The organism is Synechococcus sp. CC9311, assembly GCF_000014585.1.
Taxonomy (GTDB): Bacteria; Cyanobacteriota; Cyanobacteriia; order PCC-6307; family Cyanobiaceae; genus Synechococcus_C.
In genome coordinates this window covers 1,561,126-1,586,700 of record NC_008319.1, presented here as the reverse complement: position 1 = coordinate 1,586,700, position 25,575 = coordinate 1,561,126, and the positions used below count along the sequence as shown (strand labels likewise).

The 25,575-nt window shown below is 52.0% G+C and carries 31 protein-coding genes; 21 read left to right on the top strand and 10 right to left on the bottom strand.

Translation table 11 applies throughout. The annotated features are described in order from the left end of the window. Positions 1 to 49: 49 nt before the first annotated feature. The gene (locus SYNC_RS08080; protein WP_237699190.1) at positions 50 to 478 is read right to left on the bottom strand and encodes a hypothetical protein; all 429 of its coding nucleotides are present in this window, start codon (positions 476 to 478) and stop codon (positions 50 to 52) included. Positions 479 to 720: 242 nt separating this feature from the next. Between SYNC_RS08080 and SYNC_RS08075 the strand changes: the two genes are divergently transcribed. Then, the gene (locus tag SYNC_RS08075) at positions 721 to 1,014 is read left to right on the top strand and encodes a c-type cytochrome (RefSeq protein WP_369791608.1); all 294 of its coding nucleotides are present in this window, start codon (positions 721 to 723) and stop codon (positions 1,012 to 1,014) included. A 399-nt stretch (positions 1,015 to 1,413) separates the two neighbouring features. Here the strand turns inward: SYNC_RS08075 and SYNC_RS08070 are convergent, their stop codons facing one another. After that, on the bottom strand, positions 1,414 to 1,785 hold the full coding sequence (locus tag SYNC_RS08070) for a hypothetical protein (RefSeq protein ID WP_148201884.1): 372 nt from the start codon (positions 1,783 to 1,785) through the stop codon (positions 1,414 to 1,416). Between the two features lie 843 nt (positions 1,786 to 2,628). On the opposite strand from SYNC_RS08070, the gene SYNC_RS08065 reads away from it, so the two are divergent. Further along, positions 2,629 to 3,141, top strand: a complete 513-nt coding sequence (locus SYNC_RS08065) for a hypothetical protein (protein ID WP_041426591.1) — start codon at positions 2,629 to 2,631, stop codon at positions 3,139 to 3,141. A gap of 214 nt (positions 3,142 to 3,355) precedes the next feature. On the opposite strand, the gene SYNC_RS13825 is transcribed toward SYNC_RS08065, so the two are convergent. Next, positions 3,356 to 3,523 carry a hypothetical protein gene (locus tag SYNC_RS13825; protein WP_167897209.1) on the bottom strand — a complete coding sequence of 56 codons (168 nt, stop codon included), beginning with the start codon at positions 3,521 to 3,523 and terminating at the stop codon, positions 3,356 to 3,358. Between the two features lie 322 nt (positions 3,524 to 3,845). Between SYNC_RS13825 and SYNC_RS08060 the strand changes: the two genes are divergently transcribed. Continuing rightward, a complete protein-coding gene (locus SYNC_RS08060; RefSeq protein ID WP_041427037.1) occupies positions 3,846 to 4,034 on the top strand; it encodes a hypothetical protein in 189 nt (62 codons plus the stop codon). Between the two features lie 116 nt (positions 4,035 to 4,150). Here the strand turns inward: SYNC_RS08060 and SYNC_RS08055 are convergent, their stop codons facing one another. After that, positions 4,151 to 4,747, bottom strand: coding sequence for a PCC domain-containing protein (locus tag SYNC_RS08055; RefSeq protein WP_041426590.1), 597 nt, complete (start codon positions 4,745 to 4,747; stop codon positions 4,151 to 4,153). A 94-nt stretch (positions 4,748 to 4,841) separates the two neighbouring features. Here SYNC_RS08055 and SYNC_RS08050 point away from each other — a divergent pair, with 94 nt between their 5' ends. Beyond that, on the top strand, positions 4,842 to 5,078 hold the full coding sequence (locus SYNC_RS08050) for a CopG family transcriptional regulator (protein WP_011619652.1): 237 nt from the start codon (positions 4,842 to 4,844) through the stop codon (positions 5,076 to 5,078). A gap of 8 nt (positions 5,079 to 5,086) precedes the next feature. Here SYNC_RS08050 and SYNC_RS08045 read toward each other — a convergent pair whose 3' ends face one another. Further along, on the bottom strand, positions 5,087 to 6,136 hold the full coding sequence (locus tag SYNC_RS08045) for a transporter substrate-binding domain-containing protein (protein WP_011619651.1): 1,050 nt from the start codon (positions 6,134 to 6,136) through the stop codon (positions 5,087 to 5,089). A gap of 285 nt (positions 6,137 to 6,421) precedes the next feature. On the opposite strand from SYNC_RS08045, the gene pdeM reads away from it, so the two are divergent. Next, positions 6,422 to 7,147, top strand: a complete 726-nt coding sequence (pdeM, locus tag SYNC_RS08040) for a ligase-associated DNA damage response endonuclease PdeM (RefSeq protein WP_369791607.1) — start codon at positions 6,422 to 6,424, stop codon at positions 7,145 to 7,147. Continuing rightward, positions 7,144 to 8,649, top strand: coding sequence for a hypothetical protein (locus SYNC_RS08035; RefSeq protein ID WP_148201883.1), 1,506 nt, complete (start codon positions 7,144 to 7,146; stop codon positions 8,647 to 8,649). The genes pdeM and SYNC_RS08035 overlap by 4 nt, the downstream gene beginning before the upstream one ends. A 119-nt stretch (positions 8,650 to 8,768) precedes the next feature. On the opposite strand, the gene SYNC_RS08030 is transcribed toward SYNC_RS08035, so the two are convergent. The 3 genes from SYNC_RS08030 to SYNC_RS08020 all read right to left on the bottom strand — a co-directional run bounded on the left by SYNC_RS08030 (position 8,769) and on the right by SYNC_RS08020 (position 10,650). After that, positions 8,769 to 9,065, bottom strand: coding sequence for a hypothetical protein (locus tag SYNC_RS08030; RefSeq protein WP_167897207.1), 297 nt, complete (start codon positions 9,063 to 9,065; stop codon positions 8,769 to 8,771). Between the two features lie 697 nt (positions 9,066 to 9,762). Continuing rightward, complete coding sequence (locus SYNC_RS08025) at positions 9,763 to 10,041, bottom strand: hypothetical protein (protein WP_011619646.1); 279 nt, start codon at positions 10,039 to 10,041, stop codon at positions 9,763 to 9,765. Between the two features lie 15 nt (positions 10,042 to 10,056). After that, positions 10,057 to 10,650 carry a L,D-transpeptidase gene (locus tag SYNC_RS08020; protein WP_011619645.1) on the bottom strand — a complete coding sequence of 198 codons (594 nt, stop codon included), beginning with the start codon at positions 10,648 to 10,650 and terminating at the stop codon, positions 10,057 to 10,059. On the opposite strand from SYNC_RS08020, the gene SYNC_RS08015 reads away from it, so the two are divergent. Then, positions 10,609 to 11,793 (top strand): hypothetical protein, encoded by a 1,185-nt coding sequence (locus tag SYNC_RS08015; protein WP_011619644.1) that lies wholly within the window; start codon positions 10,609 to 10,611, stop codon positions 11,791 to 11,793. The genes SYNC_RS08020 and SYNC_RS08015 overlap by 42 nt on opposite strands. Here SYNC_RS08015 and SYNC_RS08010 read toward each other — a convergent pair. Further along, complete coding sequence (locus tag SYNC_RS08010) at positions 11,790 to 12,260, bottom strand: CBS domain-containing protein (RefSeq protein WP_011619643.1); 471 nt, start codon at positions 12,258 to 12,260, stop codon at positions 11,790 to 11,792. The two genes, SYNC_RS08015 and SYNC_RS08010, sit on opposite strands and share 4 nt — an antisense overlap. 31 nt (positions 12,261 to 12,291) lie before the next feature. On the opposite strand from SYNC_RS08010, the gene SYNC_RS08005 reads away from it, so the two are divergent. Then, the gene (locus SYNC_RS08005) at positions 12,292 to 12,840 is read left to right on the top strand and encodes a CDP-alcohol phosphatidyltransferase family protein (protein ID WP_011619642.1); all 549 of its coding nucleotides are present in this window, start codon (positions 12,292 to 12,294) and stop codon (positions 12,838 to 12,840) included. Here SYNC_RS08005 and SYNC_RS08000 read toward each other — a convergent pair. Beyond that, complete coding sequence (locus tag SYNC_RS08000; RefSeq protein ID WP_041427034.1) at positions 12,806 to 13,729, bottom strand: NAD-dependent epimerase/dehydratase family protein; 924 nt, start codon at positions 13,727 to 13,729, stop codon at positions 12,806 to 12,808. The two genes, SYNC_RS08005 and SYNC_RS08000, sit on opposite strands and share 35 nt — an antisense overlap. Before the next feature lie 106 nt (positions 13,730 to 13,835). On the opposite strand from SYNC_RS08000, the gene hisA reads away from it, so the two are divergent. The 13 genes from hisA to SYNC_RS07935 all read left to right on the top strand — a co-directional run bounded on the left by hisA (position 13,836) and on the right by SYNC_RS07935 (position 25,559). Then, entirely contained in the window at positions 13,836 to 14,606 is a 771-nt protein-coding gene (hisA, locus tag SYNC_RS07995; protein ID WP_011619640.1) for a 1-(5-phosphoribosyl)-5-[(5-phosphoribosylamino)methylideneamino]imidazole-4-carboxamide isomerase, read from the top strand. A gap of 181 nt (positions 14,607 to 14,787) precedes the next feature. Beyond that, on the top strand, positions 14,788 to 15,162 hold the full coding sequence (locus SYNC_RS07990) for a Fur family transcriptional regulator (RefSeq protein ID WP_237699306.1): 375 nt from the start codon (positions 14,788 to 14,790) through the stop codon (positions 15,160 to 15,162). Positions 15,163 to 15,231: 69 nt separating this feature from the next. After that, positions 15,232 to 16,869: a DUF3685 domain-containing protein gene (locus tag SYNC_RS07985; RefSeq protein WP_049750396.1), complete on the top strand. Its 1,638-nt coding sequence runs from the start codon at positions 15,232 to 15,234 to the stop codon at positions 16,867 to 16,869. Between the two features lie 14 nt (positions 16,870 to 16,883). Further along, positions 16,884 to 17,462 (top strand): thylakoid membrane photosystem I accumulation factor, encoded by a 579-nt coding sequence (locus tag SYNC_RS07980; RefSeq protein ID WP_148201882.1) that lies wholly within the window; start codon positions 16,884 to 16,886, stop codon positions 17,460 to 17,462. Positions 17,463 to 17,521: 59 nt separating this feature from the next. After that, positions 17,522 to 18,688: a hypothetical protein gene (locus SYNC_RS07975; RefSeq protein WP_011619636.1), complete on the top strand. Its 1,167-nt coding sequence runs from the start codon at positions 17,522 to 17,524 to the stop codon at positions 18,686 to 18,688. Between the two features lie 17 nt (positions 18,689 to 18,705). Next, on the top strand, positions 18,706 to 19,770 hold the full coding sequence (locus tag SYNC_RS07970; protein ID WP_148201881.1) for a hypothetical protein: 1,065 nt from the start codon (positions 18,706 to 18,708) through the stop codon (positions 19,768 to 19,770). 23 nt (positions 19,771 to 19,793) lie between these two features. After that, positions 19,794 to 20,249: a Holliday junction resolvase RuvX gene (gene ruvX / locus SYNC_RS07965; protein WP_041426587.1), complete on the top strand. Its 456-nt coding sequence runs from the start codon at positions 19,794 to 19,796 to the stop codon at positions 20,247 to 20,249. Between the two features lie 19 nt (positions 20,250 to 20,268). Beyond that, on the top strand, positions 20,269 to 20,814 hold the full coding sequence (locus tag SYNC_RS07960; RefSeq protein WP_011619633.1) for a DUF3727 domain-containing protein: 546 nt from the start codon (positions 20,269 to 20,271) through the stop codon (positions 20,812 to 20,814). Beyond that, on the top strand, positions 20,814 to 21,323 hold the full coding sequence (locus SYNC_RS07955; protein ID WP_011619632.1) for a YqeG family HAD IIIA-type phosphatase: 510 nt from the start codon (positions 20,814 to 20,816) through the stop codon (positions 21,321 to 21,323). Before SYNC_RS07960 ends, SYNC_RS07955 begins: the two co-directional genes overlap by 1 nt. Continuing rightward, a complete protein-coding gene (gene proB, locus SYNC_RS07950) occupies positions 21,320 to 22,435 on the top strand; it encodes a glutamate 5-kinase (protein WP_011619631.1) in 1,116 nt (371 codons plus the stop codon). The genes SYNC_RS07955 and proB overlap by 4 nt, the downstream gene beginning before the upstream one ends. 4 nt (positions 22,436 to 22,439) lie before the next feature. Next, entirely contained in the window at positions 22,440 to 23,480 is a 1,041-nt protein-coding gene (gene lpxD / locus SYNC_RS07945; protein WP_041426586.1) for a UDP-3-O-(3-hydroxymyristoyl)glucosamine N-acyltransferase, read from the top strand. Positions 23,481 to 23,508: 28 nt separating this feature from the next. Next, a complete protein-coding gene (gene leuB, locus SYNC_RS07940; protein WP_011619629.1) occupies positions 23,509 to 24,582 on the top strand; it encodes a 3-isopropylmalate dehydrogenase in 1,074 nt (357 codons plus the stop codon). A gap of 74 nt (positions 24,583 to 24,656) precedes the next feature. Continuing rightward, the gene (locus SYNC_RS07935; protein ID WP_041426585.1) at positions 24,657 to 25,559 is read left to right on the top strand and encodes a phosphoribulokinase; all 903 of its coding nucleotides are present in this window, start codon (positions 24,657 to 24,659) and stop codon (positions 25,557 to 25,559) included. Positions 25,560 to 25,575: the final 16 nt, after the last annotated feature.

The window sequence follows — 25,575 nt, the reverse complement described above, 5'->3', positions numbered from 1 at the left end:
TGCACATGATGCTTGGCATCGATCTTTGATCCTTTGAAATCGATTGGGGTTAAAGCATTTCAGGTTTGAGTCGGCTTGGTCGGTAGCCAATCAGAAATTTTTGTACAGTTCCGCTCGTTCGCTTCACGGCTGTGATCAGGTCTTCACCTGTGTTCCATACCCAGAGCTGATCCTCATAGTTAGCTTCTTTAATCGATGTGCTGATTGGTTTGCCGTGCCGAGCATTTAAACCAGCAAGAACCTCTGTCATGTCATCCATGCTGAATTCGTAGGCCAGTGATTCAAGCCCTCCCTGCTCGTTCATGTCCAACGTGAGCTGAGGAACAGGTAATTGATCGAGATGGACGTTTCTTGCGATCAAACGTTGATGGTTGAGGTCTTCTTGCCTGATCGCACCATGGAGGTGCTCGTTGATCTCTGATTGGGGCATTCCCCAGGCCAATCCTTCAACACAAGCGACCGCTGTGGACGGACCCATGACGAAGCAGGTCACTAGAGCGAAGGCGAAAAGTGCGGAGCGCACAGTTCGAATCATGGCTTAGCCAATTTGGGACATTCCTCTAGTTTGTTCGATTTTGGGGCTGACTTTACAAAACAAAAATGAAGCTCTATCTCGGTGAGCTTTGAATGGGGCGTCATTTGATCGAAAATAATGCGTCATCAACTCGAGTCATGCGTCACATTATTTCAGTCGCTTTGGTTGCCCTCATTGGCCTCATCATGCCCTCGTTTGCTCTTGCAGCAGATGTTGCCCATGGAGAACAGGTGTTTTCTGCCAATTGCGCTGCATGCCACATGGGCGGAGGCAATGTGGTGAATGGCCAGCGCACCTTGAAGCAGGATGACCTGAAGGCTTACTTGTCTGATTACAACGATGGCCATGAGTCTGCCATCGCTCACCAAGTCACCAACGGTAAAAACGGTATGCCAGCCTTTGGCTCCAAACTTGGCAGTGACGATATCAGTGATGTTGCAGCTTATGTTGAATCTCAATCAGTAAAAGGCTGGGCTTGATAGCAGGTATGGTTTTTGATTAAAAACCTATCGTTGATTGTTCCTATCCTCTGCTCTTCAAGGAGTAGAGGAGTTTTTTTGTCAAAATCCCTTTAAAATCTCAGACTTTTTTCCTCCCAGAGAGAAGCTTGTGAAATGTCAATGTGCTTGGCATTTAATCTAAAATGACCAAATTCCTTGCATCAAAGGGGCTTTGGCTGCTGGAATAATGGTTGAAATAATTGCTTTAGTTGAGTCTTGCAAAAATCAATTAAAGATTGAGATACATCTTTTCGGACTATGATTGTCGCGAAATTGCATATATATTGTGCTATTCAGGCTTCTTGATGGCGTCATTTTGCTCGCTTTGTGTGATTCTTGACCGGTGAAGAGATGTATATGGAGTTGATTTTTTGCGTTTCATTTGTAATCACACACCAATTCACTTTCTAATTGTGTTTGTGATTTGGGTGCTGCCTTATGCCATTGCATCTTGATTGTGGCCTCTTTAGGTTTGGCAGTTTTGACCTTGACGAGGTACCAATATCTGACCAAGATTTTGTTGTCTTCGCATCTTACAAGAATAATATTATTGTCTTCGTTTTGATAGGAAAACTCTTTGTCTCCTAATCTTCTGATGTTTTTGATAGAGATCTCCTGGAGATCTTGTGATGGTCCAACGTGATTCCAGCCTTTACCTTTTTTGTCACTCGCTGATGCAGTATTTAATATTGTTAATCCCGTCAGAATCATAATAACAAAAGCATATTTTCTGCGAATCAGTGTCTGCATTCTGTTGTTTTTGCTTTGCAAATTCTACACACTGTTGATTCCATACTATTGTTCTTGGCCGTTTGGCTTTTGATGTAGAGGTGGTTTGTCTTTTGTTGAGGTCATGAACTAGGTCCTGCATGACCATTTGCTCTGACACTTGATTTGCGTTGAATGCGACCCATTGATGGAGCCCTCCTTTCAAGAGCCGTTTCTTTTGCTGATCACTGCTCAACGCACGCACGTTTTCCCTCATTTGTTCGTGGGATACGGCTTTGCTTGTAAACCTTGAGATCCTATGGCCTCACTGGGATTTGTGCACTACATGCTCTATTGAGATATCTCTTTCACGAAGGAATAATAAGAACTCGTCACAAACTTTTATTCGTCGTATTGTCATGTGATCTCTCAGGGTAAAAGTTATGGCTGAAATCCAAAGGCGTATTCGTTTCAATACCATCACCATGAGCGTACTGATGATTACAATTGCTGTAGGAGTGATGACAGCGATGTGGATGTATGCAGATGCACTTGTTTGATTTTTAACAACTTCAATGGGGGACACTGGTTCTCTATTGACTAGTTCTTTCTCATTTGTTGTCTTGATCTGATGTTTGTTGTTTGCGTCTATAAAAGTAAATGATTGATGAATTGGTTGGTGCTTGATATTTGATGGGTCTGAGCTAAGTGCATTGATTCTGCAGATTTGCCCCCTATTGTTAATTCATAGATCCTGTTTCTTGATGGCATTTGGTCTTTTTGTTGTCTTTGAGCAACCTTAGACTCGTTGTTTAGGTGCACTTTCTCTTTTGTCAAATTGCTGGAGCCGTAACAGTTGTCGTTTTTAACTGTTATTTTGTATTCATGACCATTTCAGAAGACCGAGTTAAACGATTGGTGGAGGAGTTGTCTGATCCTCTTGCGGTGATAGCTGCTGATGTGAAAAAGCGTCTCGTATGGGACTTCAGCCTTCCTGTGGCTGTCATTGATGCTCGACAAGAGCCACCTGTGTTAACTCAAGCATCGGTTGGAAGTTTGGGAAATGTTTTGCGTGTCTCTACCAAGATTGATCACCCTTTGATTCGCCAATTATTTGATCTATACCCTGATCGTGGTTCTGATGCCGCTATCGAGGAAATGCTAAATGGCCAGAATGGAAAAGAGTTCTCTGATGTGTTTGAGGAATATCAAGAAGAAAAAAAAGCGGGACCCTTGATGTGGGGAGCTGATGATCTAGCCAGTTTTGTTGTCAAATCTCGGACATGCTTTGAGGGTGACGAATTAGCGATCGCAGCGGTCTTTCCTACAGATACAGGGGACAACGGTCATGCACTGGCTACCTTTGGTATTCCATGGAGATATTTCACTGTTATTTGATCTTTTTTAGCCATCAACCCTTACGCGTAGTTTTTTTGTTGCACCCATTAAAGCTTTAAATATTAAGACAATAGTCGCTAATTATTCCGTTTGCTGGCGGTTTAAACTGCTTTTTGTAGCAAGGCTGGTCTGTCACTTCCCTTTTCGGAGTGCATTTTTGGCTTCTGATTCTTTGTTTATGAATAACATTAGCTTGATTGAGCGATGATTATAATTAGTAATGTTCCCAGTCCAAGCGCCCACCAAATCCACTGTCGGTTGGCTGAGCGGAATGACTGTTGTTTGCCTCGATAGGTTTGTCCTTGACCAACTGAAGCACCACAATTAGTGCAAACGATGCGTCCTCCAAGGGAGCGATCAGCCCGAAGGGAGGTTGATCCACAGCGCGGGCAGCATCGGTTGGACATTGACTGTTCTCTCCTGAGGGTGTTAGCCCTGCAGGTTCCGTTTTGTGTGCTTAGATTATACTGTTTATCCTTGCCTTGCCGATTATCTGATCGATTGTTGATTCATAATCTTGTTTGTTTATTACTAGCTTTTGGTGATTTGCCGCGTCCGTCTATCTTGGTTTTTCATAATACGCTTTCTTTTGCGCTTTGTTGAATGGTTTGGCTTTTGGTAAGGCTTATACCTCTGCTTCGGTTACAAATGCTTTTCAAGACCCCTACGGTGTCATAGCCTCTTTTTGTGTGACAAGCTCAGCCATGAATTTCACAGCAAAAATTGATGCCTTGCAGCTGATGCTGACGGATCTACGAACGCGAAACGAGCCGATTCGCCATAAAGCTGCATTTCGTGGTTGCCAGCCTGAATTTCAGGCGCTTGTCACGAAGTTGATTCATCAATTAGAAACTGAGTTGCTTCATGAGAAGCAGCAGTTTAGAGAGAAGTAACGATTGAACTTAGTGAAATGATTTAGCCAAGAGCGCTCAACGTTGTTTTGGCCATCATCTCTTTATAAGTTGTCACTTGTGGACAACTTAAAATCTAGCTTTGATGATTGCTCTGCTCATTTGAGTGTGAGCAACTCGCCTGAACGTTGTAGTTTTTCAAGACTATCGAAGCCACCAACAGTGGCTCCATCAATAAACACCTGTGGGAAGGTATTCATCCCACTGCGTTGCTTACACTGTTGAAAGGTGTTGTCGTTATCAACAGTGATGACCTTGTTTGGAATGTTGTACGCGTCTAAGAGCCGAAGTGCACTGTCGCACCATGGACATCCAGGCAGTACTGCAATTTCTAGCCGTGTTTCGCTTTGGCTTCGTGCTTCCTGACCCTGTTTGAGAATTCCTAGGAGAAGATCTGTACCTTTCAATACCAGTGAGCCTGTTTCGAGATGGCCCCCCCAAACCTGACATGCACCATCAGAAAGGCTTAAGTGGAGATGAACTCCATCTACATCAAAGGTTCCATTCAAGGTGATGATTTCTAGTTCACCTTCTAGAACTGTTGGCTTATCTCGTCCGGGACATTGAAATGATGCTTTTGATAAATTTCCAACAACCCCTAATAAAAATCCGCTGACCCTCTTCTCTTTGGCTACCTCAGAAAGAGATAGAAGTAAGTCTTGGCCTGGCTCAAGATGAAGCGTCAGCGTATCCATTCGTCGAGTTGGACTTCCCTTTTGTAGTAAGAACAATAACCCGAGCCTGATCCTTTGCTAAGGTACTCAATAGAGCCGTAAGCGTTACGTAGCCGTGTCATTTCTCGAAAGTCTCTTGCATGAGTTGCAGGACCAACTTGCTTCTGCTGATTCCTCAGTCAGCGCAGGCCATGTGGCCGAGGCAGCCACATCTGAGCGTCTCAACGTGACTCTTCCCGCTGGCATTATGAGCCGGCTTAAGCAGCAAGCTCTCAAGGAAGGGAGGAGTTGTAGCAGTTTAGCAACATTTTTGATTGAAGATGGTTTGCGACGTCACACAGTTATTCGATAAAAGAGTTTTTAATCTAATAACTTGCTTTCAATTTTTTCTGTCTCCCCGTTTCGCTCCATAGCTAGTAGCTCAATATTTAATGGGTTTCTTAATGGGCTGCCCATAGGCAGTACGAAGCCATAGGTTTGAACGGCTAGTGGAAAGTTTGCTAGCTTTAGTTTGCTCTGTTCATTTTCTTTGAGATAATGCCGTAGAGGTGCCTCGTCAAAAATTACTCCTTCAACTTTTCCTTGATTAAGCATATTAATTGCTTCGTTCAGGTTTTTTGTTAGGGTTGGATCTATCTCGTATAATTTCCCCCATCTTAGACTTGTAGTTCCTTCTACAACGGCTATCTTTTTGCCCCTTAAGTCTGATTTGTCTCGAATTGATGAAGGAGCCAGCTCTGCAAGAGATAAGGTAAATGCTGATGCAAGTCCTGCGGTAATTGACGACACTGCTACAAGCGACATTACCATCCAAATGCCTGCAATGGTGCGACCACTTCTTGAAACTGGTGCTCGATCGCCGTATCCAACTGTGGTAAGTGTGACGAGGCCAAACCACATTCCGTTTCCGACGCCACGCATGTATTGCCGTGGAAATTGGTCGGTGTTGTTGCGTCGCTCAGCCAACCAAATCAGATTGCCAAAAATGAATAGAAGCGAGACAAGTATTCCAACCGATGACAATGCAGCCCAGCCAATAAATGGACGCAGACGTGTGATGAGTCCGGGTGGTTTCTGAGGGATTAGCAATCCTTCGTAGCCATGGAAATAGGGTTGTGTAAAATCAATCTTTGGATTGGCCAATCGTGCTGGAGTAATGCTGATTGGACCGATGGCGAGATCAACACTGCCATCAGCAACAGCTTTTATATTCGCATTGGTATTCGGCTGAATAACCAATTTGTAGGGTTGATCGAGTCGCTTTGCGACGTCCTTCCAGATTTCAATGCTGATCCCACTGAGATTGCCATCCTCATCCATCACAAATGGAGGAGATCCACTCACTCCCACCTGCAACTCCTTGGCGACTGTCTGAATGGGAAGTGAAATCAGGACGATTCCTGCGAGCAAAAGCGTACGTAACACGACGACCTCGGCTTGATTAGCCCCTTTCGAGGCGGCGAATAATGAAACCCATGGCCATCAGCGATCCAAGGAGTGCAAGTAGCAATGCCAGGGTCATCGTTCCAATGCGTCTTCCTTCAAAGACTCTAATTGCGGCTGTCTGGAGGGAACTCTCTAACGAACACTTGCGTGATAATTGCAATCAAACTGCGGCCTAAGTGCTCGTCTTACTTTGATCGGGATCCTGAGGCCGCCAGGTTGTCGTTGGGGACGCACCTTTTGAATCCAGAGTTGATCCCATCAAGACACGGTGATCGAAGAGAAGGGTATGGCCTGTCTTGGGGCTGGGAGCAGGAGCGCCTTGAATTTCTTGCTGAAAAGGCTCTCTGGCGTCCTGAAGGGCGTGAGCTTCTGATTGCCGATCTGCATTTGGGCAAAGCCGAAGTGTTTCAAGCCCATGGCATTCCCCTACCGAGTGATGGGGATCGCGGCACGTTGAATCCATTGCTTGAACTGTGCGCGCGGGTACAGCCCAAGACCCTCATCATCCTTGGGGATCTTGTCCACGGCCCTCTTGGGTTGACTGAATCCCTTCATCAGACGTTGTCTGCACTTCCTGAGCTCATTGGTTGCCCCATCACCCTTGTCGGTGGCAACCATGATCGTCACTGCCGCACGTTGGGTTTAGTTCAGCAACCGAGTTATCGCCTCGGACAACTTTGGCTCAGCCATGAACCTGACTATCCACCCGATCATTCCGGCCAACACGCTCGTTTGCTTAATGTCTGCGGGCACATTCACCCTGTTGCGAACCTCAGCTCTGGCAGTGATCGCCTTCGTCTTCCTTGCTTTGCCTACAACTCTTCTGAGGCGAGATTGTTGATTCCTGCCTTTGGTGAGTTGACGGGAGGGCATGAATGCGATCAGCTTTACCGCAAATGGTTGGTGGCTGAGGGCACCATCGTTCCTTGGCAGAACCCAGAATCCCGAGCTCGAAAAAAAAGGCTGGTCCGGTGATTCGCAATCGGACTACAGCTTCTGCTGCAGATATCTCCTCTAAGAAGAAGAGACGCAAGCCCAAGCCACGCCCCCAGCGTTCGATCCTTTGGCGCAAGCGTTGGCTAATCGTGGTTGTTCCTGTCACGGTCTTCACGGGTTTGATTGCTCTTGCGCCTGGAACTCCCGAAAACAACGAGATCTCGACCGAGCCCGAGCCCACCGAAACTTCCAACTCTTTGGCGGGGCCTTTTGCTTACCAACCTGACGATGAGGTCTATGCACTTGACTTTGACCCTCGTGATGTGCGGCTAGGCCTACTTGAAGGTTGGGATCGTGAACAGGATGCCTTTGAAGACACTGCTGCTCTCGCCTACGTCTCAGGACCGATGTACGAGCGCCATATTGATGAGTCTGGACAGGAAATCACCGTTCCCCTGGGTGATCTAAAACTTGGCAGCAGGGTGTGGCGTGGTCGCAATCGAACGGCCTCAAGACAACGTGCCTTTATCGGCATCCTTAAGGATGGAACCGTTGATTTTGGATATGGAGAGTTAACTCCGGATCGGGCCAAGGCCTACGACATGTTTGTGGGGGGGCTGCACAGCATCTACAACGACCTGGAGGAGCCACCTGAGAGCTACAAGGGGGCTTACAGCATCAGCATGGGGCAACGGATTCGTTATTACCTGCCTCGCATTCGCATGGTCTATGGCTTAAGGGCCGATGGTCGAATTGAAATGCTGATGAGTAAAGACGGTCTCACTCTTGAGCAAACAAAAGATCTGGCACGCAGGCGGGGTCTTGTGGCGGCCTACATGCCCGATCACGCCTCGAAGAGTCGTCTAATCATTCCTGGCGTGAAAGGTTTCACTGAAGAGGATGCCAACTGGATTAGTGGTGGTGCCACCAGTTTTGTGCATGTCCCCTACCTACTCCGGCTGAGTGAGCGTCGTGTCCCACTGGAAGGAGGGCTGATGGCTGATTTGACCAGACGCATCGAGTCCAGCAAGCGCTGTGATGGTGCATCGGATTGCGCGTTCTTTTATGGAGGGCAACTGATGGATCGTGCTTTGGCTGGTTTGAACCGTGTGATGGAGCAAGGTGTTGAGCCAATTGCGCGCATGATCTGGGCGCCCAAGCCCACACCACGTCTCGATCACAATCAGACCACCCCTGTCACTGAAATGGTGCCGACGAGGCAACCGCTGAGGGAACCTCCGATTACCGCCGACCCACTCGTGCTCCGAGAACGGTCGGACGTAGAGACCGAACAGGAGGAGCCTCTCAACTCAGATACGGAGTCTCCGTCATGGGATTTCGATCTTCCTCCCGACCTGCCCCCACCCGTCTTGCTTCAGGAGGATCAGATTCTTCCGGAGGATCCTGAAGCCTGGCCTGAACCCATCCCACCCACCTCTGGGCTTGAGGAGCAGGAATCTCTGTCGACAGCTGAGCAAGAGAAGAGCATCATTTATGGAGCACCACCTCCACCGGTGCTCCCTCCTCCGCCCTTGCCTTGATCGTTATCTGAAGGCACTTTAGTTGAGACACTTTTATGTATCCAACCATGTCTATGTACCACTAGCAAATGCTTCTGATGTATTGATCCGGCCGTGTCTTGTATAACTTATTCTCTTGGTTATTCGATAGACAAGGTAGTGCTTCCGTCTGCATTTATGTCGTATGTCAACTCTGAAATTAACGTAGCTCTTAACCAATGTTCAACGTAATCGCTTAGTGCGAAGCCAGGAGCATTTTTAATAACACTTGTCTCACTAATCAGCTGATTCCACGTCATTATTGCTACAAGAGCTTTATAACTTTCTAATGGGATCCCGTTAGCTTGTGTCCCGCCATCAGCGGCACATTGTTGAGCGTAATCGTTGATCACGGCCTGACGTAACTCGTCTATGGTTACTGATTCAATCATTGGCATCCTTCTGAGTTGAATGTTTGTAGAAGTCCTGATACAAGTTGCCGTAGGTTCCCGCTTTTTGATGTAGTTCAGGGTCTTGCTCCACATCTGCTAATAGTCGAGAAGCAGCGGCTCTTTGCGTAGCTTTCATTGAATTAAATTCAAGGTGTTAGCGATTATCAGAAGGAGAGGAAGAATCCTGATGCTTTAAGTTTCGCTGATTTCTTTGTTGTTTAAATCCCCCATTTGGGGGATGCTGGTCCCATTGTCACGCCAATCAGGCACAACCCAGAAACAATGGCCACGACATCTCAAAGGCCAACTGTTGTTCTGATGGCAAAAGGAATAAAGTTCAGAGAGCTAGCAAAGAAAGCATCTTTTGAATTCATGTCAGAGGGAGAGGCAAAAGCTGCATGAGCCATCCTCAGCTTGATGGCTTTTCATTTCTTCAACAGCTTCCATTCAACTCATGCTTTCAAAGGGATTGTCAAACACATTAGCAATGCGTCAATCTAAGTTTTAATTCTATTCAATATTAGAATAAAGCAATTTTCAGCGATGAAGCGTGCTCTCATGCGGCTGAATTCAACCAAGAAAAGTGTTCATGTCGCTTTAGAACCTAATGATCTGACCTCGGTGAGATCATTAGGTCAAGAGTTAAGTCACGTTTTTGGTTATTTGCGTTGGCTGTCTGCGTTCTCAGTTGCCGTATGCGTCGTTATCGTTTGAACAAACCGTTGCAATCTCCCTTGGGTGGATTGCTGAAACACACATCGTCGGGAGACCAGTAGCCCACAGCCGGAAATTTGAGTCCTTTGCGCCGGGCTTCAGCGTTGACAGCTTCAGCACCACGGGCTGAAATCAGAACATGACCAGGGGCTTCAACTTGATCTAAAAATTGTTGCTCTGGCATCTCTCGGCTGGATGAGCTTTGAGATTGAGCGGGGGCGGCGATGCAGGCTGAAATCGCAACCAACAGGAGGGGATTTAAACGCATGGCTTGATGGTGGGGTTATTTGGATGTCACAACGACGGGAGTTCCGACGTCCACTTGATTGAACAGGCTGATCACGTCTTTGTTGAGCATGCGAATGCAGCCAAGACTGACAGCAGCTCTGAGATTGACCCAGTTGGGCCAGGCTGTTCCGTGGATGGCGTATTCACCGGAACCAAGCTGGAAGTAGGCCATGTAACGCACTCCAACAGGATTCTTGGGGCCAGGCGCGATGACCTTTCCTTTCTTGTGATACACCGGCGCATCTTCCATACGGGTGATCTCGTAGCTCCCTGCAGGCGTTGGTGATTCAGGAGCTCCTATGGCAACGGGATAACGAGCGACAACAACCCCGGAATCCAGCAGCTTCAAATAGCGATCCTTCAAGCTGATTTCGATCGTCTTCTCAGCGCGGGCTGGAAGCTGCGTGGCTGAGGCAACCACCGCGAGACCGATGCAAACAGCCACTCGGCGTATCCAGGAATTTGACATGCGCCGCAAGCAAAACTGTGCGTATTTTGACTCATTAAAATAGGGAGCTACCGTCTCTGCACGTTTGATCACCAACCAATGATCCGCACATCGCGCCAGAAGACCCGTCAACAACTCCATGGCCGAGTGCTGCTGATCTGCACCTTGCTGGCTTCAGCTGTGATCAGCCCCCAGCGTGCTCTGGCTGGATTCAATGACGAGCAACTGGCTGGTTTTGAAGTGACGGAGCTGACAGGCACTGTTAGCGAAGCTCTGGCCAAAGAAAAAGTGATCGAAATTGTTGATCCAGAGGGGCACACCGAGGTTTATACGGTTGGCCTGGATCTAGCGCCCCTTGGCTTGCAACCTGGAGATGAGGTCAGCCTGTCCGTTCTCGATGGATTGCTGATCGACCTTGAGCCGAGCCAAGATCAAGATCTGAGCTTTAGTCGTGAAGACATCATCCTTCCTGGTGATATGGGGAGATTGAAGAAAGGAATGCGCGTCGCTCTTGCCTCAGGAACGGGAAGGGTGGTGAAGCTGGATCGTCAGGATGGAAGTCTGAGCCTGATGGGTCCGTTTGGGGGCATCAATAATCTCGACGTTTTAGTGACGCCAGAGAATGATCCTCTTGAGGATTTGAAAGTTGGCGAGTTCGTTGATTTCCGGTTGGTGCAGCCCATCGCAGTTGATGTTCGCAAGCTATCTAGCTCTGCAAGCCGTCCTTCTGCCTTAAAGGCTCCCTTAAAGGCCAATCTGCTTCGGTCTGGAACCACCCTGAAGGCGGAACTTCTGGAGTCGTTTGAGATCACCCATCTCCACGCAACCGTGACACGCCTTCTTCCAGATCAGAAAGTTCTGGAAATTGAAGGCCCAGAAGGCCACAACATTCTTGTGACTTCAGCCGTGGATCTCAACAGCTTGAAGTTGAGTCCAGGCACAGAGATTGCGATGGACATCCTGGATGGGTTGGTGGTTGACCTTCGCCCTGCCACAAATAAAGCCCTCAGTTTTGAGCGCCAGGATGTTGAAATTGCAGGAGATTTTGGTCCTGTTCCGAAGGGCACTCGCGTGGCGATGGCTACAGGCAGCGCCGAAGTGGTGAGGATTTCGCGGACCGATCGCACCTTGAGTCTCCGCGGACCATTCGGGAAGGTTCACAATCTCGACGTCAGCAACCGAATGCCTGAAACGGTGTTCGATGAGCTGGTGCTCGGGGATCTAGTGGAGTTCCGTTTCATCAAGCCAGTGGCGATTCGAATCACGCCACTTGCTTCTCGCTAAGGCTGCTCTGAGGCCAAGGCTCGGACGATGTCACCCCGTGTCAACACACCCACGGGGTGTTTGTCGTCATCAACCACGATCAGTCGCTGGGTGCTGCGCTCATGCAGCAATGATGCGGCTTTGGGAAGAGGGAGACTCTCTAAACAGCTGTGAAGGTCACGTCCCATGAGATCGCCAACAGTGGTGCCAAGCACTTGATGCACCTGTTTGTCCCAGTTGAGCGGGTTCTTCAGATAAATCACGCTGTCCAACAGCATCACGTAGGGGCCAGCATCCACTCCGCTTTCGCGAACCATGAGGTCTTGTTCCGTCAGCTCACCGATCAGAAGTCCGCTCTTATCCACCACTGGCAGGCCACTGATGTGGTGATCGCTCAGCAGACTCACGGCATCTTTTAATGCCGTTTCTGGTGTCACAGTCAATACGGGCGATGACATCACCTCTTTGACAGTCTGCTGAAGCACCATGGAATCCACGCATCTCAATGCATTCTGAGCCTTGATCTCTCCCTGGCGCCTCTGGGCTGATCGACTCACCCTGGCTCGAGCCCTGATGGGACTCCCGCTTCTTCTCGCTTTGGCGTTGCAATACGACGCGTTGGCCTGGTGGTTATTGCTGCTTGGAGGCTGGAGCGATGCAGCGGATGGGTGGTTGGCGAGACGTGCCGACGGTGGCAGTACCTGGGGTGCCCGGCTTGACCCTCTCGCTGACAAGTTGTTGATCAGCGCACCTCTGGTCTGGTTGGCGTCAGACGGAATCCTTCCGGTATGGGCTGTTTGGCTTTTGCTGGCCCGTGAATTGCTGATCTCTGGCTGGCGTGGTGACAGCAGTGATGGGGCGCCAGCATCCGCTGCAGGTAAAGCCAAAACAATCCTCCAATTCCTCAGCCTTGCCCTCATGCTTTGGCCTCCTCTCTGGGGAGATCCAGCACTGGTTCAGGCTTTGAAAGGGGTTGGTGTGGGGTTGTTTTGGCCCTCGTTGCTTTTGGCTTTGTGGTCAGCTTGGGGGTATCTCAAGCCTTGCCGATCAAAGCCTGGTCAGCGCTGAAGTCGGGATTGGACGTGGGCAGGTCTTTGTACTCCCGTTGATAACTGTCAACAAGCGAGGCACAAGCATCAAACCGCGGCTCCCAAGCCAGTTCACGCCTGACCCTGGTGATGTCGGTCAAAAAGTGACTCAGCCTTAGAGGGAAGGCCTTGCGCGCTTTGGGGTCAAGTCCACTGGGGTCAAATGGTCGTAAATCCAAGCTTTTGGGGTCTCGGCCACAGGCCACGGCTGCCGCTTCGATCAAGCCGCGGAAGGTGATGCCCCGGCTTGCGCTGCAGTTGTAAATCCGATTGCTAGCGGCATCCACCTCAAGTGACCGAGCCATCGCCTCAGCAAGGTCTTCTGCATGGCCGATCTGGGTGATGGTTTCACCTGATCCTGGAAGGGGAATCGGCCGATCATTCACGATTCGGTCAAAGAACCAGCGCTCCACTGGGTTGTAATTCCCAGGCCCCACGATGTAGGTGGGACGGAAGCTGGTGAATGGTATTCCCTGCTCTTGAAGCCATTGTTCGGTGTCAGCCTTGCCGGAATGTCGACTGGCGGGATCGATCGCAGCTGTTTCATCCAACGGCCATTGCGTCGATGCGGCATAGACCCCGGCGGAACTCACATAAAGAAAGCGATGTGTGGGGGCGCCTGTCATCGCTAAGACGCGACGACTGTCGTCCAAACTGCGCCCCGAGCTGTCGATGATCACCTCAAAGCCGCGTCCCTTGAGTTGTTCGAGATCGGCATCAACGCTGCGATCTCCTTGGACTGACTCCACTCCTTCGGGAGAAGGAAGGCGCCCTCGTGTGAACAGGGTGAGTGCATGCCCCTGGTCCTGAAGCCTTGCTACCAATGGCTTCCCAACAAAGCGGGTGCCACCCATTACGAGAATCTTCATCAGCAAGGCGCTCAACCCAGCCATTGAAGCGCGCCCATTCAACCGCAGGCATGAAGCTTGACCCCCTGGCCTGCAGGATGGGAGTGAGAAACGTGCCACGGGCGTCATGGAGATCATCCCCGCCATTGACCTCTTGCAGGGAAGCTGTGTTCGTCTGCACCAGGGTGACTATGACCAGGTCACGCGCTTTAGCGACGATCCACTCGCACAGGCTCAACAGTGGGTGAAACAGGGTGCAACCCGCCTCCATCTGGTGGATCTCGATGGTGCGCGCAGTGGTCAGCCCATCAATGATCAAGCGGTGCGCTTGATTGCCAAAGAGTTATCGATTCCCGTGCAACTGGGTGGCGGAGTGCGGTCGTTGGAGAGGGCTGAAGAGCTGCTCAGTTGTGGACTGGATCGGGTCATTCTCGGCACCGTGGCGATTGAGAACCCCGAGTTGGTGATGGAGCTTGCTAGCCGCCACCCGCACAAAATTGTGGTGGGCATTGATGCACGCAACGGGTTCGTCGCCACGCGTGGCTGGGTCGAAGAGAGCGAGGTGGAGGCCACGGCTCTGGCTCAGCGTTTGAGTAAGGCGGGAATTGCAGCAATTATCAGCACCGATATCGCAACGGATGGCACGTTGGCTGGTCCGAATCTGGAAGCATTGCGCGCCATGGCTCAAGCGAGTGAGGTTCCCGTCATCGCCTCTGGAGGCGTGGGTTGCATGGCAGATCTGCTTTCGTTACTAGCCCTGGAACCGTTGGGTGTGGAGGGAGTCATCGTGGGTCGAGCGCTCTACGACGGTCGCGTCGACTTGCATGAAGCCATCCAGGCGATTGCGGAGGGCCGTCTGCAAGACCCTCTGAGTGATCAGAGCCGCACGATCGCTTGATACGAATTGAATTCATTGGAACCCTGGAGACTCCTCGTGTTCAACGAAGTCTTGAATAGGGTTTTAAGATGCCGTTAATAAACTTGCATTAGTGGCGGTCGATAGCAGGAATCAAAGTTCGGAATTGTCCACTGCTTCCAGTGGACTCCAAGCCACTTTTGAGTTGTGCCGAAAGCTGGGAATGCGCCTCAGTCAGCAGAGGCGGATGGTTCTTGATCTGCTATGGACTGAAGCCAGCCACTTGAGCGCGAGGGATATTTTTGAAAAATTGAATGATCAAGGTCGACGAATTGGGCATACATCGGTGTATCAAAACCTCGAAGCTCTCCAGAGAGCTGGCGTGATCGAATGTTTGGATCGAGCGAGTGGTCGCCTTTACGGTTATCGAAGTGACCCTCACAGTCATCTCACCTGCCTCGAGAGTGGACGAATTGAGGATCTCGATGTTCAACTGCCTGATGAACTCCTGCGGGAAATCGAGGAGCGCACTGGTTACACAATTGAGACCTACACCCTTCAACTCAGTGGACGTCCCAGAGAGTTAGATGACCGCTGATCATTCTTGCTGGAGCATTTGCTCCTGCACCATTTCCCTGCGATCATTCGCGTGGGATGGATTACAGCGGTGAACGGGATTCCAAACAAGATTTTGCTTATCGCAAGGAATCTGCTTGCTGAATCTCTTTTGTCGGGGCTGGCTGGCAACAAAGATCTAGAGGTCTCTGTTTCAACAGATCAGCTGGATGGGCAACCTGATCTTGTGATCTGGTCCATTGAAACGGTTGCATCTCCGGCACTTCTTCAGCTCGAGGTTTTAAAGCTTCAAAGTCGTTGGGGATCAGCTCCTCTGTTGTTGTTGCTCCCCGCGACCCTCCCTTGCGACCCCACTGAGCTTCTTTCCCTGAACTGCGCGGGATTGCTTCAAGACCCTGATCTCACGCAATTGCAGCAGAGCATTGAAACTCTGCTGTCTGGGGGCAGGGTGGTCGAATTGACGGCGCACTCTTCGTCTGAGCCGTTTGAACCTTTTCAGACACCAGGGCTTGGGGCTTGGTTGTTGATGACTGGGCTTCAGCAAATTAATCATGACCTTCGCTTGATCGAGGTCATGTTGAACCCACCACCTGAGAATCCGATGTTGCGATTCATGCTGGAGGGACGCTGTCGTGAATTGTGCAGTGCCCGTCAGCTGTTGCTCTGGCTTTGGGGTCCATTGCAATTGGGGCTTGAAGGTTCTGTTCCCCTCCAACAATCGTCTTCCTTCAGTGAACCTCCAGGAACTTCGATTCAGTTAAAGGAGAGAAATGGTGCTGCGGTATGGGACGCCATTCATCAACGCCTTGAAACAGCGGTCTCTGGAGGCCTCAGCAACGCTACCGGTCAGATGCTGGCGATTGAAGGTCTTCACCCTGAGCGACGACGCGAGCTCCTGCTTGCCCTTTTGGGACAGCTCAATGCAGTTCTGCAAAGGTTGCGCCTCGATCAGCAGGCTTGCGTCGAAAAGCGATCCGATCAGGCGCTTTCGGAGCACTGGCAGGCTCTTCAACCTGAATTGCGTCAGCAGGCTTTGTGCACGATGGCGGGTCATTACGTGCGCCTTCCGATGGGAGAGGAATTAAGCGGTGTCGCCGATCACCTTCTTCTCAATACCGAACTCGAAGACATCGATGAGGAATTACCAAATCCGAAGCGGATGCTGGCTCCTTTTCTGGACGACCAGCCTGTTTTGGTCGATGGACAGCTACTGCCTGCCGATGATCCCCGCGCCTTGCTGCAGCTTGAAACGTTGGTGAGCAATTGGTTGGTGCGCACAGCGGAACTGATTGGCTCTGAGCTTCTTGGCGTCTGCGGAGATTGGCCTGAGTTAAGGCGCTATCTGTTAGAGCAACGCTTGATCTCCACCCGAGAGCTGGAACGTCTACGCAACCAACTCAATACCCAGTCTCGTTGGCAAACCTGGATTCAACGTCCGATTCGCCTCTACGAAAGCCAGCGGCTTCTCTATCAACTCAACAATGGAACGATTGCACCGTTGCTGCTAACGGAACCCAGAGACGAAGAGTTGCGTCGTCTTGGCTGGTGGCAACAACAGGTTGCTCTTCTGCTGGAAGCGCGGGATGCCCTGGCTCCTCAGGTTCAACTTCTCGTCCGCAGAGTGGGTGATTTGCTGGCTGTGGTTCTAACCCAAGTGATTGGTCGAGCGATTGGACTGGTGGGTAGAGGCATTGCTCAAGGGATGGGCCGCAGCTTCAAGCGCAGCTGATCCAAGCGGTCAGAATGCTGCATCAACTGTTCAGCACCATGCCTCTGCTCAGCATCATGCGCCCGGTCCTGCGTTCTCTCATCGTTGTGGGATTGAGTTTGCTGCTGCTTGCTAGCCCTTCCGAGGCAGCTAGGGACACCGATAGTTACGACGGCAATATTTTTGCGCTGTATGCAGGTAATGGGTCGCTTGTTCCACCCGCGACAACTCTGAAAGACGCTTTAGAGAAAGAACGCACCAGCGTGATCGTCTTTTACTTGGATGACAGCAGCACTAGCAAGATTTTTGCCCCTGTTGTGTCTGAACTTCAGCGCTTTTGGGGGCGTGAGGTGGATCTTCTGCCATTCACCACCGATGCCTTTCAAGGTGATGACAGCCAAGACCCATCCAATCCAGCGACCTATTGGCATGGCACGATCCCGCAGGTTGTGGTGATCGATGGAAAGGGCACGGTCCTGCTCGATGAGGACGGACAGGTTCCTCTTGAAGCCATTAACGCTGCCATCAGTGCAGCCACTGGAATTGAGGCACCTGCCAAGGGCAGTACAACAATCAGTTTCAACGAGCTCAATACAGAAGTGCTCTCGCGCTGATCAATCCACTGGAACGCTTTACGCTGCTTGATTGTTTCCGGTCGGCTGGCCGTTTCCCTATGTGTACGCTGCTGCTGATCTTGCTCCTGCTCGGCATCGGTGTTCTCTGGATTGAGGCACGGCACAGACTCAGGCCTTCGTCACCCCTTCAATTACGCGCTCACGATTGGCAAGTGCAACACACGCCCAAGAGCCTCGTTCTTGAGGGTTGGTTGACGATCACCAATCCGCATCAGCGCATGGAAGTGATGGTGCCTGAGATTGAAGTGAAACCGACCTTGCTCGGAAACAACGACCTCAGTTCACTCAACGTCCAAACCAACATCACACCGCAGCACCCTGATGAGGACGCACGTCCAGATGGGTATTGGGCTGCCTACATCGTGAAAGGTCGTCAGAGCACTCAGGTGAAGGTGCAACTCACAGTCAGTGCGGATCAAGAGGTTGCGATCAAGGATCGCGTCGACAGCGTTTGGGTTGATGTGCGGTGGGTGAATTATGGGCCGTTTGGCCGTTTACAACGTCGACAGGGCATGGTGGTTCCAACCCGTCAACCCGAACCGCTGCAGGTGGCTCATGCCTCATTCCGTCAGGGTGATGGATGCGCGGTTTTGCCAATCAAGACGCATTTGCTCGGTCCTTTAGATGACACGGTTGATGTGCTGAGGCATTACGCAGGAGGTCTGATTCAGCCTGAAGATGTTCTCACGATTGGGGAAACGCCTGTTGCTGTGATTCAAGGCCGATACGCTCACCCCTCCACTGTTCAGCCAAGTTGGATCGCCCGATTGCTCTGTCGTGTGTTCCATCCCACCAGCAGCCTCGCAACAGCCTGTGGCCTTCAAACGTTGATTGACCAGGTCGGTCCTACTCGCGTTCTGGTGGCTTGGAGTGTGGGGCTTGTTTTAAAACTCGTGGGTCAGAAGGGTTGGTTCTATCGACTTGCTGGTGACCAAGCACGCCTGATTGACGACATCACTGGCACCACACCTCCCTACGATCAAACGATTGTTCTTGGTCCGGACTCTCCCGCAGAGCTTTGCAACGCTGCTGCTGAGTCGCTGGGCGTGTCGGTGGCAATCGTTGATGTCAACGATCTAGGTCGGGTCAAAGTGTTGGCTTCCAGTCGTGGTTGCGATGAAGCGTTGCTCCACCGTGCTCTGAAGCCAAACCCTGCTGGTAATGCCAACGAACGGACGCCTCTTGTGTTGGTTCGACCTGACTAAATCCTCGGCTGCTCGAGGTGAGCGATACATTAAAGACCTACAGCGGACGCGATGTGGATCAAGCATCCGGCAGCTCTCCACGGGTGGAAGCTCTTAAAGCAGCCCATTTGCGCCTGCTGTTGACGTCTGCTCAGGTCAGCTCATCGAACCAATGGGCCGATCAACCGCAGGCGATGATTCTCCAGAGCTGGCTTCTCCGCAGGCTGAGAGTGCTCGTTGCTTTGGAGCAAGACGAAACAAGATCTGACCAATTGCTCTCCCTTGTGGTTTTGCGGTCATTGAATCGTCGCGGTAGCTGTTGGCAGCTCGAACTCGAGGAACGGCTAGCGCCAAGGTGTACCAGCAGAATTTCGGTGATCAGGCAGTTGCTGCATGAGGCCCTCAGCGATGGAGTTGCCCGTTCACAGAGTTGGTTGATTCGTTGCGATAGCAACGATCAAGATCAGCTTGATCTGTCCCGTGAACTGGGATTTCAACCGCTGAGAAGGTTTGGGATTTGGCGGGTTGATCCTTCCTCCCTCTCAGGGAAACCAATCTCTGAGCTGCCGCCTCACTGCCGTTGGAGCGCTCTCGACAACAGCACTGCGAGACAACTGCTCGCTCTCGAGCAAGCCTGTTGTTCGACGCATCATCGGCAACTTCTTGATCGCCAATGGCAAGACCTGGTGGATCAAGGTTCCAAGGGTTGCGGTCTCTTAGAACAGATCGACTCCGATCAAAATCAAGTTCTTGCAGGACTGGTTGCAAGACCCTCTGGCTTTGCCAAACCAAGGCTTGAGCTGTTGCGTGGTTTGGCCTGGGATGATCGCCTCACGGATGCCCTACCTCCTGCTTTGGAGCGCTTGGCAAGGCTTCAGTCAGCCCCTGAACTCCTGGTCGATGAGGATGATGACCGTCTCCAGACCATCGTTCAGCGTTCTGGATTCCAGTTGCGGCAAACCCAGCTCGTCCTTGGCCGTAGCCTCTGGCGCAAACTTGGCAGCCGAGAGCTCAGTGGTATTCGTCCCCTTGAATCGATGCTGGGTCGTCTCAAGCCGCAGCAGCCCCCCTTGCCGACACCAACATTGGGTCGTGAGCGCTGATCGTGAGCCCATCCTCCCGTTCAATGTTGAGCCTTGATGTGGGCCGAAAGCGTATTGGGTTGGCTGGTTGTGATGCTCTAGGGATCACGGTCAGTCCCCTCCCCGCACTTTTACGCAGGGCGTTTAAGCAAGACCTTGGGCATTTGGAACAGGTCTGCCTGACCCGTCGTGTGCAAGGGCTGGTTGTGGGTCTACCTCTGGATGCAGCGGGCCAATTCACAGAGCAAGCTGCCCATTGCCAGCGCTATGGCCAGCGCTTGGCCATGGCGTTAAAGCTGCCTCTTGCTCTTGTGAATGAACACAGCAGTAGTTGGGCCGCGGCCGAACGTTATGGCTTACAAGGTGATCGAAGCGGCAGACTCGATAGTGCTGCCGCCTCACTCCTGCTGGAGCAATGGCTTGCTGATGGGCCAGAGCCTGAACCGGTCGACATGGCGACCCTGTCTGCTAGCGAGACGGTCAGCAATGAAGGATCCTGAATGTACTGATTCCTGAGCAATGAGTTCTAGCGGCCCGAACAACAGCGGAGACGTGCCAACTCTGCTGGTGAAAGACAGTGAAGGTCGTGATCTTCTTTGTTTCCTTGAGCAGCTCATCCCCCTCGATGGTCAGGATTATGCGTTACTCACTCCTGTCGACACTCCGGTCTGCTTGTTTCGGTTGAAGGATGGAGATGAGCCTGAGCTCATCGACAGCATCACAAGCAATGAACCGATTCTTTCGGTTGCTGATGTGGTTCTACAAGAGCATGACCTCACCCTCGTGCGCTCCGCGGTAACCCTCACGGTGAATGGTGAGCTGGATGAGCCCGATCCTGAAGATCTCGATGAGGATGAGGCGGGTGACGATGAATCGGAGACCTATGAATTGCTGGTGAGTTTTTTGGTTGATGAATTGGAATATGGGCTTTACATCCCCTTAGATCCTTTCTTTGTTGTGGCTCGAATGGATGATGGCGCTGCAGTTTTAGTGGAAGGGGATGAGTTTGACCAAATTCAACCTCGAATCGAGGCTGAGCTTGATGAGCGTGAGCTTTCTGAGTGATGCGTCGTGATTGGCTGCGACCTGATTGGGATCCGGGGTTAACCCTGGCCAATCTTCCCTTGGAGCCCTTACTTGGCAGAGGCATCAAGGCTCTTTTGCTTGATGTTGATCGCACCCTGCTTCCAGGACGCGATGTTGAGTTGCCTGCCACCGTTCTTCGCTGGGTCCAAACGGCTCAACGCCATGCCCATCTTCACTTGATCAGTAACAATCCCTCCCGCCAGCGGATTGGGGCTGTCGCTGATCAGCTTGGGATTGGATTCACCAGCTCAGCCGCCAAACCGCGTCGGGGAGCGATCCGACGTGTCATTGAGACCCTAGATCTCAAGCCAGAGCAGATCGCCATGGTGGGCGATCGCGTGTTTACCGATGTTCTTGCCGGAAATCGACTGGGTCTGTATACCGTTTTGGTCAGACCCCTCAAAGAAGACGGAACACCTTGTCGTCACGATCGTGTTCAGGTGTTGGAGCGACAACTCGCCCGATGGCTTGGAGCAGGCCACGCATGAGCCTGCGGGTGGTGAAGGTGGGAACCAGTTTGCTGCGCAGCACGGAAAGTCGCAGCACTGCTGATGCCATCTCAGCTCTGTGTCTGAATCTCGCCCAATGTCTCCATCGAGGCGACCGCGTTGTCTTAGTCACGAGTGGGGCTGTTGGCCTCGGATGTCAGCGCCTTGGCCTGAAGGCCAGGCCTTCAACGCTGAGGGGTCTTCAAGCTGCTGCAGCGATCGGTCAAGGCCATCTGATGGCTCTGTACGAAGACGCGATGGCTGTCCATGGGATCCCTGTAGCGCAGGTGCTTCTCACCCGATCTGACCTGGCCGACAGTCGCAGCTATCACAACGCTTCCGCAACCTTGCATCAGTTGATCGAATGGAAGGTTTTACCCGTTATCAATGAAAATGACACGGTGTCTTCCGCTGAGTTGCGTTTTGGCGACAACGATACGCTCTCAGCCTTAGTGGCAGCAGCGATTAATGCGGACGATCTGATCCTTTTGACCGATATCGACCGCTTGTATTCCGCTGATCCGCGCAGTGATGCATCGGCTCGCCCGATTTCGGACGTGCATCACCCAGCAGAGCTGCAGGCCCTTCAACAGGGCGCAGGAGATGGAGGCCGTTGGGGAACCGGCGGGATGACCACCAAGCTCGCGGCCGCTCGGATCGCCACCGCGAGTGGAATCACAGTGCATCTGGCGGATGGTCGTGATCAGCACATGCTTGAAACCATGTTGGCGGGGGGGCGCGGAGGCACGGTCTTTCATCCCCATCCCCAGCCCCTTGGTCATCGAAAAAGCTGGCTGGCGCATGCTTTGCAACCTCTGGGCAGCCTGCAAATCGATCGCGGTGCCTGCAAGGCGCTCTGCAATAAAGGCGCCTCCTTACTTTTGGTTGGGATTACGGATTTCAAGGGGGAGTTTCAGGCCAACCAACCTGTGCAGATTCTTGATCAGGAAGGCCATGAAGTAGCCCGAGGTCTGAGCTCTCTCAGTAGTGAGACCCTTCGAAGTCTTGTGAAAGAGCCGGCGCGGACTGATCGGCAAGGGAGCTCGCCTGTGGTGGTTCATCGCGACGTGCTTGTCCTCAGCACGCCTACGATCCGCCAACCAGACCCCTGACTCCATGCGTTTCAGCCAGTTAATCGCCATCCTTCAGGACGGAGAGGCAGGCCTGCTGGAGCATCAGCTCAGCAGCAATCCTGAGCTCCGTGGTGCGGCATCTTTGGAGAGAGCCGGTTCCGATCAACTCAGCTTCCTTGAAAAGGGCAACGCTCTGATTCAGAGCTTGGAAACCAGCCATGTCGGCGCCGTTTTGATTCCTAATCAGGACGACCTCAAGGCCATGGCTCAGCAGCGCGGCTTGGCTTGGGCTGTGATGCGAGATCCCCGTTTGGCCTTTGCAGAAGCGCTCGAACGTTTGCATCCTCGGCCCAGAACACAAGCAACCATTCATCCTTCTGCGGTGATCGGTGAGAGGGTTCAAATTGATGCTGGCGTCTCGATTGGCCCTCACGTTTGCATTGGCGACGACACACGCATCTGTGCCAACAGCACCATTCATGCCGGTGTGGTGATTTACGGCGATGTGAAGGTTGGTCAGTTCTGCGAATTGCATGCCAATGCAGTGCTTCATCCCGGAGTGCGTTTAGCCAGCCATTGCGTGGTTCACTCCAACGCGGTGGTGGGCTCCGAGGGGTTTGGATTTGTTCCGACTGCTAAGGGATGGCGAAAAATGCCTCAAACGGGTCTGGTGGTCCTGGAGGAGGGTGTTGAAGTGGGTTGCGGCAGCACGATTGATCGCCCATCAGTTGGTGAAACCAGAATTGGGGCGGGAACAAAGATCGATAATCTCGTTCAAATTGGCCATGGCGTTGTCACCGGACAAGGCTGTGCCTTGGCTTCGCAGGTGGGTATTGCCGGGGGTGCTCGCCTCGGTAATGGGGTGATATTGGCTGGACAGGTTGGTGTGGCCAACCGAGCGGTGATCGGTGATCGTGCGATTGCGAGCTCCAAGAGCGGGATTCATGGTGAGGTGGAGTCCGGTGAAGTGGTGAGTGGCTATCCAGCGATTCCCAACAGGCTTTGGCTGCGATGTTCGGCAGCATTCAGCAAATTGCCTGAGATGGCGAAACAGATCCGTGAACTCAAGAAAGCCGCTCAGTAACCTCTCAGGTTCCTCCCTCTGAAAACCAATGCCACAGCATCGCGTTGTTTTGCTTCCTGGTGACGGCATTGGTCCAGAGATCACTGCCGTGGCGAAGCAGCTCCTTGAAGCCGTGTCTACTCGTCATGGTTTCTCGCTCGAGTTCAGTGAAGCGCCGATCGGTGGCTCTGCCATCGATGCCACGGGTGAGCCGTTACCGGCGAGCACCCTTGAAGCTTGTAAGGCTGCCGATGCCGTTTTGCTTGCAGCGATTGGGAGCCCTCGATTTGATTCGTTGCCCCGTGAGAAACGACCTGAAAGTGGATTGCTAGCCCTGCGCGCGGGCATGGAGCTCTTCGCCAATCTCCGGCCAGTCAAAATTGTTCCAGCGCTGATTGGTGCCAGCAGCCTGCGACCTGAAGTGGTGGAAGGAGTGGATCTGATGGTGGTGAGGGAGCTCACGGGCGGAATTTATTTCGGTCAACCGAAAGGTCGGGTGCAGGCCGATGGTGAAGAGCGTGCGTTCAACACCATGACCTACTCCGATTCTGAGATCGACAGAATCGCCAGGGTGGCTTTCAAACTCGCCTGTGAGCGTCGCGGGCAACTCTGCTCGGTGGATAAGGCCAATGTGCTCGACGTCAGCCAACTGTGGCGTGATCGCGTGGAGGGAATGAAAAGTGACTACGCCGCAGTGGATGTCAGTCACCTCTATGTGGACAATGCGGCGATGCAACTGGTGAGAGATCCTCGCCAGTTCGATGTGGTGCTCACAGGCAATCTTTTCGGAGACATTCTCAGCGATATCTCTGCCATGCTCACTGGCTCAATTGGCATGCTTCCCTCAGCTTCTCTGGGAAGCGAGGGGCCTGGTCTGTATGAACCGGTTCATGGTTCAGCCCCCGATCTCGCTGGTCAAGACAAGGCCAATCCGATGGCCATGGTGCTCTCCGCAGCGATGATGTTGCGGACTGGTCTCAAGCAAAACGCAGCTGCGGACGATCTTGAACACGCTGTCGATCGCGTTTTGGCAGCCGGATTCCGTACTGGAGATTTGATGTCTGAAGGCTGTACTGCTCTGGGCTGTCAGGCGATGGGGGAGGAACTTCTTAAGACACTCTGATGCGACCTGGCATGAAAAATGTGGAATTTGCCCTTTGACCTGCCAAACTCATCGGGCCATTTCCTCCTCCGTCGATGTCGAAGCGTCACCCCGTCGTGGCTGTCACGGGTTCCTCAGGTGCAGGCACTAGCACTGTTAAGAGGGCTTTTGAGCACATCTTCGCTCGGGAGAACATCACTCCTGCAGTGGTGGAGGGCGACAGCTACCACCGCTTCGAGCGGATGGCGATGAAGACCGCCATGTCTGAATCGCTTGCGAAGGGTGAGAATTTCTCCCACTTCGGTCCTGAAGCCAACCTCTTCGACAAGCTCGAAGAGCTCTTCCGCGTGTACGGCGAAACAGGTGGAGGCCAGAAGCGCTACTACCTTCACAGCCCAGAAGAGGCTGCTGAACACAACGCTCGCCTCGGTGTGAGCTTGGATCCAGGTCAGTTCACCCCTTGGGAGGACATCCCTGGTGGCACAGACGTGTTGTTCTATGAAGGCCTTCACGGTGGCGTTGTCGGAGACGGCTACGACGTGGCGTCGCACGCTGATCTACTCGTGGGTGTGGTTCCGATCACCAATCTCGAGTGGATCCAAAAGATTCAGCGTGACAACGCCGAGCGTGGCTATTCAGCAGAAGCGATCGTTGACACGATCCTGCGCCGCATGCCGGATTACATCAATCACATCTGTCCCCAATTCAGCCTCACGGACATCAACTTCCAGCGGGTTCCCACGGTTGACACCTCCAACCCATTCATCTGCCGGAACATCCCGACGCCTGATGAAAGCTTCGTGATCATTCACTTCCGCAAGGGAGCTCGTGAGAAGTGGGGAATTGATTTCAGCTACTTGCTGAGCATGATTCATGACTCTTTCATGAGTAGTCCCACCAGCATTGTTGTGAACGGAGGAAAGATGGGCTTCGCGATGGAACTCATCTTGACCCCCATCATTCACCGCATGATTGAGGAGCAAAGCAAGCTCTCCTGATTGCTTTGCTCGATAC